Source organism: Aeromonas sp. R1-1, assembly GCF_040908495.1.
GTDB lineage: Bacteria > Pseudomonadota > Gammaproteobacteria > Enterobacterales > Aeromonadaceae > Aeromonas > Aeromonas veronii.
Window position 1 is genome coordinate 1 of the sequence record NZ_JBFODV010000011.1, and the last position, 11,914, is coordinate 11,914.

10 protein-coding genes are annotated in these 11,914 nt (G+C 58.8%); 7 read left to right on the forward strand and 3 right to left on the reverse strand.

Features of this window, described 5'->3' with window-relative positions:
• Positions 1-8: 8 nt before the first annotated feature.
• Together AB5Y92_RS00390 and trxC are read right to left on the reverse strand one after the other, a co-directional pair.
• Complete coding sequence (locus AB5Y92_RS00390; RefSeq protein WP_005333606.1) at positions 9-1,391, reverse strand: DASS family sodium-coupled anion symporter; 1,383 nt, start codon at positions 1,389-1,391, stop codon at positions 9-11.
• Positions 1,392-1,552: 161 nt separating this feature from the next.
• On the reverse strand, positions 1,553-1,987 hold the full coding sequence (trxC, locus tag AB5Y92_RS00395) for a thioredoxin TrxC (protein WP_005352560.1): 435 nt from the start codon (positions 1,985-1,987) through the stop codon (positions 1,553-1,555).
• Between the two features lie 187 nt (positions 1,988-2,174).
• Here trxC and AB5Y92_RS00400 point away from each other — a divergent pair, with 187 nt between their 5' ends.
• From AB5Y92_RS00400 to AB5Y92_RS00415, 4 genes are all read left to right on the forward strand, one after another.
• Positions 2,175-4,979, forward strand: a complete 2,805-nt coding sequence (locus AB5Y92_RS00400; protein WP_368225103.1) for a response regulator — start codon at positions 2,175-2,177, stop codon at positions 4,977-4,979.
• 166 nt (positions 4,980-5,145) lie between these two features.
• Complete coding sequence (locus AB5Y92_RS00405; protein ID WP_236319788.1) at positions 5,146-6,882, forward strand: ABC transporter transmembrane domain-containing protein; 1,737 nt, start codon at positions 5,146-5,148, stop codon at positions 6,880-6,882.
• The gene (locus tag AB5Y92_RS00410; RefSeq protein ID WP_368225105.1) at positions 6,879-8,630 is read left to right on the forward strand and encodes an ABC transporter transmembrane domain-containing protein; all 1,752 of its coding nucleotides are present in this window, start codon (positions 6,879-6,881) and stop codon (positions 8,628-8,630) included. The genes AB5Y92_RS00405 and AB5Y92_RS00410 overlap by 4 nt, the downstream gene beginning before the upstream one ends.
• A gap of 167 nt (positions 8,631-8,797) precedes the next feature.
• Entirely contained in the window at positions 8,798-9,271 is a 474-nt protein-coding gene (locus tag AB5Y92_RS00415; RefSeq protein ID WP_019446113.1) for a DUF4442 domain-containing protein, read from the forward strand.
• 33 nt (positions 9,272-9,304) lie between these two features.
• Here the strand turns inward: AB5Y92_RS00415 and ybcJ are convergent, their stop codons facing one another.
• Entirely contained in the window at positions 9,305-9,538 is a 234-nt protein-coding gene (gene ybcJ / locus AB5Y92_RS00420; protein ID WP_005361116.1) for a ribosome-associated protein YbcJ, read from the reverse strand.
• 260 nt (positions 9,539-9,798) lie between these two features.
• Here ybcJ and AB5Y92_RS00425 point away from each other — a divergent pair, with 260 nt between their 5' ends.
• The 3 genes from AB5Y92_RS00425 to pdxY form a co-directional block, all read left to right on the forward strand.
• Positions 9,799-10,362, forward strand: coding sequence for a hypothetical protein (locus tag AB5Y92_RS00425; RefSeq protein WP_005333596.1), 564 nt, complete (start codon positions 9,799-9,801; stop codon positions 10,360-10,362).
• Between the two features lie 84 nt (positions 10,363-10,446).
• Positions 10,447-11,223: a DUF429 domain-containing protein gene (locus AB5Y92_RS00430; protein ID WP_368225107.1), complete on the forward strand. Its 777-nt coding sequence runs from the start codon at positions 10,447-10,449 to the stop codon at positions 11,221-11,223.
• A 172-nt stretch (positions 11,224-11,395) separates the two neighbouring features.
• The coding region (gene pdxY / locus AB5Y92_RS00435) for a pyridoxal kinase (RefSeq protein WP_368225109.1) at positions 11,396-11,914 on the forward strand (519 nt) is incomplete at its 3' end.

Here is an 11,914-nt window from a genome sequence, read left to right on the forward strand (position 1 = left end):
GAGGTGGATCAGAGGATATCGCCAACGAAGTAGGCCAGCAGGGCGAGCAACACGGTAAAGACCACGTTCAGAGCCATACCGGCTTTCATCATCTCCCTCTGGCGGATGTGGCCACTGGCAAAGACGATGGCATTGGGCGGCGTGGCGACTGGCAGCATAAAGGCACAGGAGGCACCGATAGCGATTAACACAGACATCACCACAGGTGATACACCCAGTGCCTCGGCGACACCGGCAAACAGGGGAACCAACAGTGCGGCGGTGGCGGTGTTGGAGACCAGCTCGGTCAGGAACACCACGAAGGCGGCCAGCATAAGCAACACAACAAAAATGTTTGCGTTGGAGAGTACGGCCGACAGATGGCTGGCCAGGAAGGCGCTGGTACCAGTGGCTTTGAGAATGGCGCTCAGGGTCAGACCGCCGCCAAACAGCATCAGTACGCCCCAGTCGGTGTTCTGGTTGACGTCATCCCAGCTGGCGACACGGCTGACCACGATGGCTACGATGGCGCCCATGGCAATCAGGGTGTCGAGTTGCGGAATACCGCCAAAGGCGTTGGAGATGGGTTGTGAGCCGATCCAGAGCACAACGGTGGTCAGGAAGATTGCCAGCGTCACTTTACGCTCGCGGGTCCAGTTGATGGTGACATCCTGGATCTCGACGCGGTGGCTGAGACGCGGGCGGGTTACCAGATAGAGCAGGGCAATGCCGCAGGGCATCAGGATCAGCACTACTGGAACACCGAATTTCATCCAGTCAGTGAAGCCAATCCCCATCTGGGCGGCTGCGATGGCGTTGGGTGGGCTACCCACCAGGGTACCGATGCCACCGATACTGGCGCTGTAGGCAATCCCCAGCAATACGAAGACGAAGGTGGCGCGCTCTTTTTTGCTATCGAGGCGTGCCAGCATACCGATCGCCAGTGGCAGCATCATGGCGGTGGTAGCGGTGTTGCTGATCCACATCGACATGGCGGCTGTGATGGTAAAGAGCAGGATGACGCCCCAACCCAGATGACCATTGGCTAGGTGCATCACCTTGCCTGCCATCAGGGTATCCAGTCCCTGTTTGGAGAGGGCTGCCGCGAGGGCGAAACCGCCAAAAAAGAGGAACAGGATCGGGTTGGCAAAATCGGTGAGGGATTTGCTCATGTCAAACACCCCGAGCACGGTAGCCAGCAGGGGTACCAGCAGCGCGGTGATGGTGACGTGCAGTGCTTCGGTCAGCCAGAGGATGGCGATAAAGACCAGAATGCCTAGCCCCTTGTTGACCATGGGGTCAAACGGGAGCCAGGCGAGCATGGCACAAAGTAGCAAGACATCCAGGATGACGATCCCTGATTTGATGTCCAGCCAGCGAGATGGAGCAGAGGGTACAGCCGATGTGTGCATAATGTTCTCTCGGTTAATTTATGGTTGTTTTTGTGTTGCCGAGATTACATCCATTCACTTGTTTGAAACAGACTCACATGTTGAAAATCAGCCTCTACTCACATACTCATTGATAAAAATGAGGAAATGAACACATAAATAAAACATGTGCGAAATATAAATCAAACATCCATGAACTGTTCCAGCCATTGCTTGAACATGCTCTTGGGCAAGGAGCCATTTATCTGGTTCACCAGTTTGCCCTGTTGGAAGACCATCAGGGTGGGGATGCTGCGAATGGCGTAACGGGCGGCAATGGTGCTCTGTTGCTCGGTATCGACTTTGGCAAAGCGCATCCGTGGTTCGAGTTCATGGGCAACCTCATGAAATACCGGAGCAAACTGCTGGCAGGGGCCGCACCAGCTGGCCCAGAAATCGACCACGACCGGGATGTCTGAGTTGATCAGGGTATCGAAGTTATCCGCATTCCCGAGGCAAGGGGTCTGGCTGAACAGGAGAGCTTTGCAGCGCCCGCATTTGGCAGATGTATCGATATGGGTAACGGGCAGGCGGTTCCTGGTAAAGCAGTGGCTACAATAAGTAGTGATAAATGACATAATTGGTTCCTTCTAAATCAGCTCTGGCCGGGGATATGATGAAAAGCCAGAATGAAGCAATCGCGAAACAATAGCGAAATATCAGAGCAATAACGGTAACACAGTGCCCAGCGGGAGTGGATAATTCCCCCTGGGTTCATTGACTGACCGGATAATTCAGCGACCACCAGATGAGAGTCGAGACGGGATGAATAAAGGATCACGGAAAAACCGTGCTGTGCCAGGGCTGATTGTTGCCCTGCTGCTTGCCTTTTCGGGCTACTGCTGGCAGTCGCTCAGTCAGCAGCAGCAGGCCCACAACCTGAACGAAGCGGCCGAGGTGGTGCTGAACCGGATCAACGCCGATACCCTCTATCTGCTTGGGCGGGAGCAGGCCAATGACAGCAATGTCCAGCAGCGCCTGAACCAGTTATCCATCACCCTTGACGGTTTTGTACGGGAAGTCAGAAGCGATCCCGAGCTGGTGCAAGACGACCTTTCCCAGGCTCTGCTTGATGACATGGACAACTATCTGATGGCGCTGGCCAGGCTTCATGCCATTGAGATGGCTATCGAGTACCTCAATGCGCCCCTGCAGGCCCAGATTAAAAAGGTGCGGGGGATAAGCCCGTCAGACAGTGCTCTCCATCGCGACCTGGAGGAGTTGGCGCAACTGAGCAACTATCTGCAGCGCAGTTGGGACAAACGTGAACAGACTACGCTTGACCAGCTGCAACAGCAGTTGCAATCCCGTTATGGCAACTTGCCGGAGATCGCCACCCTGATCCGCCTGAGCAAGGAGATGAGCCAGCAGGTGATTGCTTATCACACCTTGCGTTACCAGCTCATCGACATGCATGTGATCGAGAGTCTGGTGCGCTGGAAACTCGACAAGCTGGAGCGCGCCTCCTCTTTGATGAACCGCTTCTATCTGATGGTGCTGTGCGGGGCTTTGATCTGCTTTGCGCTGGTGGCCTTCACCCTGTGGCGCCGCAACCAGAAGCTGAGCGAGTTGTCGCGCCAGACCGGCTTGCTGGCCCAGGCGAAAAGCGATTTTCTGGCCAACATGAGCCACGAGATCCGCACCCCCATGAATGCCATCATAGGTTTTAGCTCGCTGGCACTGCAGACCGAACTGGATCAGCAACAGCGGGACTATCTGGGCAAGATCAAATCCTCATCCGATACCCTGCTGCTGCTGATCAACGACATCCTTGATTTGACCAAGGTGGAGTCTGGCAAGCTGACACTGGAGGAGATCGACTTCGATCTCAGCGAGCAGCTCGATTCGCTGGCGGGCATGTTTGCCGATCTGGCGGAGCGCAAGCATGTGGAAGTGGTTATTCGCAAGTCACCGGAAGTGCCGGTCTTCTTGCGTGGGGATCCCTTGCGATTGGGACAAGTGCTGGTCAATCTGGTGAACAACGCCATCAAGTTTACCGAACGCGGTGAAGTTGAAGTCTGCATCGAGCTGGCCAATCCTCATCCCATGCGGATCCGCTTCAGTGTGCGCGATACCGGAATCGGCATTGCCGAAGAGAAGCAGACCCAACTGTTTCAGGCGTTTACCCAGCTGGAGGCGGGTAATACCCGAAAATATGGCGGCTCGGGACTCGGACTCAATATCTCCCAGCGGCTGGTGGAGCTGATGGGGGGGCGGATCACCGTAGAGAGCAAGCCTGGCGTCGGCTCTCTGTTCAAGTTCGATATCCCGATGGCGCAGGCGGTCTACGGCGTGGCTGGACGGAAAGTCTTCTTCGAAAACCAGCCGCTGGTGATGGTGATGGATGACAACGAACTGGTGCTGGATCTGGCCCGGGACATTCTGACTCGGGCGGGTGTGCGGGTGCTGCCGGTTAACTCCCTTTCCCGCGCCCGTCAGCTGCTCCGTGAAGAGGGACCGAATCTGCGGTTGGCGATCCTCGACTGGCGCATGGGTCAGGAGGATGGGCTCGATCTGGCGCTGGAGATGTATCAGCATAGCCAGTGGCGGCGGATCCCCATCCTGATGATCAGCGCCTGGGCCAGAGAGGGGCTGCACGCCCGGATGGATAGCTTGGGGCTGACCCATTTTCTTCCCAAACCGATGACCGAAAATGCCCTGCTGGCCAAGGTGGACGAACTGCTCAACGGCAGCTCTTACGAGCTCAACCTGCGCAAGGCCGAGGCACAGGGGGATCAGCAACACTTCAAATCCCTGTTGCAGGGTACCCGAGTGCTGTTGGCGGAAGATAACCGGGTCAATCAGCAGCTCATCATCGAGTATCTGCGGCGCGTCGATGCGGTAGTGTGTGTGGTCAGCAATGGTCGGGAGGCGGTGGAGCGGGTCGCAGAGCAGCCTTTTGACGTGATCCTGATGGATTTGCAGATGCCGGTGCTGGACGGACTCGATGCCACCCGCCAGATCCGCAAGATGGTCGACAAACACGATGTGCCCATCATTGCCCTCACCGCCAGTGCCATGCCCGGTGACAAGGAGCGTTGCCTGGGGGTGGGGATGAATGGCTATGTCACCAAGCCGGTGAGCAAGCTGGATCTCTACAACAACCTGCTGCAGTGGGTAAAGCCGCAAGGGGTGGAGCAGGCGGGGATCATGGAGGTGAAACCGCCGGATATGATCGGGATCCTCGATCTGCAGGATGCACTCAAGCGGCTGGAGCAGGACAAGGAGGCATTGCAGATCCTGTTCAAGCTGTTCATGTCGGAGCACAAGGACGATCTGTGGGAGATCCGCTCTGCCCTGCGCCGTCAGCAGCCCGAGGTGGCCAGCAAGCTGCTGCACACCCTCAAGGGGGTGTCTGCCAATATCTCGGCGGCCCGTCTGCAATTGGTGGCTGGCGAGCTGGAGTGGCGCCTGCGGCAAAACGAGGTGCTAAGCGAGACGGATCTGGAGCAGTTGCAACAGGTGTTCAGCCAGACCCGGGAAGAAGTGTCACACTTCCTGTTGACCGGTGAGCAGCATGAAAATTCGTATAATCCCTATTCATCAGGGGATGATCGCATGTCACAGTGAATTAAATAGTAATTATTCTCAACCATCCCGGTTCGGGATATGATGAGCTTTCGTTCGAATCGCCTCCAGCCGGAGGCGATTGTTTTCATTCTTCTATTTCTGCGTGGCTTCTCTGATGGCCGCTCCTTGGAGCGGTCACGGGCAGAGAGCGCTAAAGGTTGGTGGTGTGAGCGTATTTTTACGATTGAGCTGGTTTTTCAAGGAGCAGTGGCCCCGTTATCTGGCTGCCATCTCCCTGCTGCTGATGGTGGCCCTGTTGACCGTTATTCCGCCCAAAGTGGTGGGCTGGGTGGTGGATGGCATCACCAAGGGCGGTCTCGACAATGGTACCCTGATGCGCTATCTGGCGGGGCTGTTTGGTCTGGGTGTGCTGATTTATCTGCTGCGCTACGTCTGGCGGGTGATGCTGTTCGGTGCCTCTTACCGTCTGGCCTATGTGTTGCGCAATCGCCTGTTCAGTCATTTCACCCGGATGAGCCCCGATTTTTATCAGCGCCACCGTACTGGCGATTTGATGGCCCATGCCACCAATGACATTCAGGCTGTGGAGATGACCGCTGGCGAAGGGGTGTTGACCCTGGTGGACTCCATCATGGTCGGGGTATTGGTGCTCTCCATCATGTGCAGCCAGTACTCCTGGCAGTTGACGCTGGTCTCCTTGCTGCCGCTGCCGGTGATGGCCTATTTCATGAACCGCTTCGGCACCCAGATCTACACCCAGTTCAAGGCGGCGCAAGGGGCCTTCTCCAAGCTCAATAACAAGACCCAGGAGGCCCTTTCCGGCGTGCGGGTGTTGAAATCCTATGCGGTTGAATCGCTGGAAGATGAAGGTTTTGCCGAGCTGACCAAACAGGCGGGGGAGCGCAATATGGCGGTGGCCCGCATCGATGCCAAGTTCGATCCGGTCATCTATCTCTGTATCGGTTGCTCCTACTTCCTCGCGGTGGCGGGGGGCAGTGTGCTGGTGCTGCGCGATGAGTTGACCCTGGGTGAGCTCACCAGCTTCACCATGTACCTCGGCCAGCTGATCTGGCCGATGTTTGCCATCGCCTGGCTGTTCAACATCATCGAGCGGGGCAGCGCCGCCTACTCCCGTATCGAAAGCCTGCTGGGGGAGCGTAGCGATATCGAAGAGCCCGCCCAGCCTGCCGCGTTTACCTCTGCCTTTCCTTTGCAGATCAAAGGGGTGAGCTATCAACTTGAGCAGCGCACCCTGCTTGCGGATATCGACGTTACCCTCAAGCAAGGGGGGATGCTCGGGGTGGTGGGGCGCACCGGGGCAGGCAAGAGCTCCCTGCTCAAGCTGTTGATGCGCCTTGCCAATCCGACTCACGGTTCGATTGTCATGGGTGGCGTTCCGATTGACCAGCTGCCGCTCGCCACACTGCGCAGCCAGTTTGCCTATGTGCCGCAGGAGCCATTCCTGTTTTCCACCACTATCGCCGCCAATATCGCCCTCGGCAAACCCGATGCGAGCCGCGAGGAGGTCGAACGGGTGGCGCGCATTGCCTGTGTCCACGATGATATCGTGCGTTTCCCCAAAGGCTATGAGACCGAGGTGGGGGAGAAAGGGGTGACCCTCTCCGGCGGCCAGAAACAGCGGCTGGCCATTGCCCGCGCCCTGCTGCTGGATGCGCCCATTCTGGTGCTCGATGATGCGCTCTCGGCGGTGGATGCCCACACCGAGCAGCAAATTCTGCACGCTCTCAAAGCCCATCGTCGCACCCTGATCCTGGTCAGCCATCGCATGACGGCGGTGGAGCAGGCCGACGAGATCCTGGTGCTGGAGCAGGGAACCGTTAGCGAACGGGGTCATCACGGTGCCCTGATGGCGCACAATGGCTGGTATGCAGATATGGTGCGTTATCAGCGTCTCGAAGAAGCGGTGGAGGAGAGCCTGTGAATCCGACCATTAAACGACTGCTCGCCTACTGCGCCCAGTATCCTCGCTGGCTGATCCAGGCGGGGATCTGTTTGCTGCTTGCCACCGGCGCCGAAGTGGCCGGGCCGCTGCTGATCAAGCTCTTTATCGATGACTATCTGGCGCCTCGCAATATCGTGCTGCCCACCATAGCCCTGATTGCAGCGGGCTATCTGGGCTTACAGGTACTCTCGGCGGCGGGCTTCTATTTGCAATCCCTGCGCTTTAACCGTATCGCCCAGGCGGTGGTGCAAACCTTGCGCGAGCAGGTGTTTGCCACCGCCATCCGCTTGCCGGCCCGCTACTTTGACAAGCATCGATCCGGCTCGCTGATTTCCCGCATCACCAACGACACCGAGGCGATCATGAACCTCTATGTGCAGGTGATCGGCTTGCTGGTGCAAAAGGTGGTGCTCTTGTGCGGCATCCTTATCTCCATGGCGCTGCTGGATCTGCGGCTGATGCTGGTCTGCTCCCTGCTGCTGCCCGCTGTGGGCGGGGTGATGTGGCTCTACCAGAAACTGAGTGTGCCGGTGGTGCGAGCGACTCGCAGCCTGCTCTCCGACATCAACAGCCGCCTCAACGAGTCGCTGCAGGGGATGCCGGTGATCCAGGCGATGGTGCAGGAGCGCCACTTTGCCAACGCCTTTGCCGAGGTGAACCAGCAGCACTGGTCGGCACGGATCAAGAGCCTCAAGATCAACGGCATTTTGCTGCGTCCGCTCATCGATCTCTTCTACATGATGGTGCTGATCGGCCTGTTGGCGCTGTTTGCCCATGAGGGGGGGAGCCACGCGGGTGCTATTCAGGTAGGGGTGCTCTACGCCTTTATCAGCTATCTGGGGCGGATGATCGAGCCACTCATCGAGATGACCAACCAGCTTAACCAGTTGCAGCAGGCGATGGTGGCGGGGGAGCGGGTCTTTGCCCTGCTCGATGAAACCCGCGAAAGCACCGAGGGCGAGATGATCCCGCTGGAAGGGCGGGTCAGTTTCGAGCGGGTGAGCTTTTCCTACGATGGTGAGCAACAGGTGCTGCGGGAGGTTAGTTTTTCCGCAAAACCGGGCCAGATGCTGGCGCTGGTGGGCCATACCGGCAGCGGCAAGTCCACCATCATCAGCTTGCTGATGGGCTTCTATCCGCTGGATCAGGGGCAGATCCGCTTCGATGATCACGCACTGGATACCCTGTCGCTGGCGGCGGTGCGCCGCAGCATCGGGCTGGTGCAGCAAGATCCCTTTATCTTCGTCGGCACCCTGGCGGAGAACCTGCGTCTCGGCCGCGCCGGAATAGACGAAGCGCGGCTCTGGCAGGCGTTGAGCGAGGTGCAGCTGGCCGACTTTGTGCGCAGCCTGCCACAGGGGATCAACACCCTGATGGAGGAGGGGGGCAAGAACCTCTCCGCCGGTCAGCGGCAACTGCTCTCCTTTGCCCGTGCACTGGTGGGAGATCCGCGTATCCTCATTCTGGATGAAGCGACTGCCAGCGTGGACTCCCAGACCGAGCTGGCGCTGTCGCAGGCGATCTCTGCCGCCCGTCGTGGCCGCACCACCATCGCCATCGCCCACCGCCTCTCGACTATCGTCGATGCGGACGAGATCCTGCTGCTCTCCCGCGGTCAGGTGAATGAGCGGGGTACCCATGGTGAGTTGATGGCCCTCGGCGGTCACTATGCCCAGCTGTTCGAGATGCAGAGTCAGGGGGCTTGGCTGGAAGAGAAGCGCGCCTGAGCGGCACATTTGCTGTAACAGCGACATGAACGAAAAGAGGGAACCGGTGCGGTTCCCTCTGTTTTTTTGCGTTGGGCAAAAGGTCGTAACCGTGAACCCTGTGCTTGTCGAATGGCGCAGATGCAGGCAACATGTTGTTTACATTAACTCATCGGATCAGTTCGCATATGGATTTGCAACGCTTCAAAGCCAATCTGGCACTTCGGCTGTTTGCCTGGCGCTATATTCCCGTCATCGGGTTTTGTGCCCCGATCATCGAAGAGATGAACGCCAAGGCGCTGCGCATTCGCATTCCTCTTGGCTGGCGTACCCGCAACCACCTGGGCAGCATGTATTTTGGCGCGCTGGCGACCGGCGCCGATCTGGTAGGTGGTCTACTGGTGATGGAGAAGGGGCGGCAGCGGCGTAAGAAGGTGCACTTCGCCTTCAAGGATGTGCAGGGGGAGTTTTTGAAACGACCGGAGGGGGATGTGCAGTTCGACTGCGCAGCGGGGGAGGAGATTGACGCCATGATCGACGAATCGTTGGCAAGCGGTCAGCGCATCAATCGCCCCATCCAGGTGGTGGCCACCTGTCCGTCATTGAACGGGGATGAGGCGATGGCGCGTTTTGTGCTGACCCTGTCGATCAAGGCCAGCTAGCGGGTTGCCGGAGAGTGGCTCCCCAAGACGGGATTAGCCAATCTCCGGGCTGACGCCCTCTTTCACCACGACCTTCATGCCGTTGAAGTTGACCACCTGTTCGGCCACGATCTTGCAGCGCTTGCGAGTCTCGACCTGACCGTCCACCTCGACCAGCCCTTCGGCAACGAGGGCTTTGGCGGCGCCGCCACAATCGGCCCACCCCTGATGTTTGATAAGGTCACACAAGGCAACGAAGGGGTGACCTTCGAGCAGAAACGTCTCCATGGGAAATCCTCTAGATGGATGAATGCCGGATACAGCAGGGCGACTATTTTAGGCAGTTCGCTCAGGCAAAGAAAGGAAGAGGAACCACTCGCTGTGAAAAAGTGGCCGATTGCTCTTGAGGTGGCGCTTTCGCAAGTCCTGATGGAGAGGTGAGAGGGCCACCCGTGACGTATCGTGACGCACCTCGTCCCTGCTGGTGTGCCCACACTCGCCCCTGACTGTTAGGATCGGGCCACTCTCAATGGCCCAAGGAACTTTCCATGACACTCTCCCGCCTGCTGCTGGCATGCAGCGCCCTGACTCTGTGCGGTGTCGCGCAGGCCAGTACTCCGGTGCAGGTCTCGCTGCCCGGGGTCAATTTGCCCGCGTCCCATCAGGTGGAAGGCGCGCGCGCCTCGCTGCTCTACGGTCGGACCGGTCAGGTGAAGGGTATTGATCTGCCAATCTTCGCCCTCTCCGATGTGGATCAGTTCAGCGGCCTGCAGCTCGGGATTTTCCTCGGTGCTGGTCGGGTGCGTCACCAGTTTGGCGGGGTCGCCATCAACGCCATCAACTGGCACGAAGGGCAGGATACCGGCGTCAATCTGGGGCTGGTCAACCTGACCAACAATGTACAGGGGCTCAACTGGGGGGCGGTCAATATCGCCAAGGGCAATGCGCTGGCCAACGTCGGCTTCGTCAACTATGCCGAGCGTACCACCTTCCAGATTGGCTTTATCAATGCGACCAAGCACCTCGATGGCTTGCAGATCGGGCTGGCCAACTATGCCGCCAACGGCGTGTTCCCCATTCTGCCACTGGTGAACTTCCAGAAATCGTTCTGACCAAGGCAGTTCGCTTTGCGTTAAGGGCCTCTGCTGATTACCCTGTGCCTCTTGTAACTTGTGACAGGCGAACAGAGGTAATTGATGACGGCAGGGCAGATGAGTGCAATCGGGATCGGCTGGGATGTGCGTGGCTGGCAGGGCAGTGCCCAGGCGGTGGCCGTGGTGGGCTGGCAGGCCGAATCCAACCGCCTGCACTGGCTCGGGGTGTCGCCGCTGTTTCGTCTGAGCTCGCGGGTGGCGCCAGATCTGGCCGCTCTGCTGCGTCCCGCCCTGCAAAACGAGCTGACCCTGATGCAGGTAGAAGCCTGCCCGCAACTGGCGCTCGGTATCGATGCGCCACTCGCTTTTCCCCGCGCCTTGCGGGATCTGCTTAATGGCCAGCCACACAGCTGCGCCGCTCCCGAGCGGGAGATAGACAACCCCTACGCCTATCGCGACTGCGAGCGCTGGCTGTATCAGCAGTACGGCAAGAAGCCGCTCTCGGCCACCTTCGACCGGCTCGGTAACAATGCGACCCTGGCGCTCTCCATGCTGCCGCGGCTCTCGGATCTGCAACTGGTGCCGACCGTTGCCCCGAAGGCCAGTCGCACCGTGCTGGAGGTCTATCCGGCATTGGCCAAAGTGGGCGGCAAGGCCTCCCCGGCACGGCCCGAGCTGGCGGCCTTGCTGCCTGCGGACGTGCTGGTCGGCACCGATCGCTACGATGCGGCGCTCTGCGCCCTGATGGCGCTGCAATATGCCGCTGGTGGCAAGGTGACTGTGTTGCCTGAGCTGATTTCGCCACCCAGTGACATGCCGTGTGATGAGGGATGGGTCTATCACTTTGCCCGTCATGCTGTTGAACGCAACGGGATGTGACGGACGGACGCGGCGCATCATGGCTCCGCTCACCTTGTCGACGTGGGCCAAATGGCGTAAAAAACCTGTCTTTAGTCAGGAAATTGCCGGTTCATCCCGCGCCAAGGTGGCGCATCGTTATCTTCATCCGATATATTGCCCACCTTGCTGATCCTTTGCTGTGGTATTCCCGATGAAATCCGTTCTCTCTATTCAGTCCCACGTGGTCTTTGGTTGTGCCGGCAACAGCGCGGCTGTCTTCCCCATGCGTCGCCTCGGCATGGATGTATGGCCCATCAACACGGTGCAGTTTTCCAACCACACCCAATATGCCCAGGGGTGGCAGGGGATGGCGATGCCGGCGGGTCATATCAGTGCGCTGGTGAAAGGATTGGGCAATATCGAGGTGTTGAGCCAGTGTGACGCCGTGCTGAGCGGCTACCTTGGCTCTGCCGAGCAGGGGGACGAGATCCTGACCGTGGTCAACGCCGTCAAGGCGGCCAACCCCGATGCCATCTACTTCTGCGACCCTGTGATGGGTCATCCGGAGAAGGGGTGTATCGTCGCTCCCGGCGTCACCCGTTTTCTGACCGAGCAGGCGCTGCCGGTGGCCGACATGATGGCCCCCAACCTGCTGGAGCTGGAGACCCTCTGTGATACCCATCTGGCTGATCTGGATCAGACCCGCGCGGCTGCCCATCAGCTGCTGGCC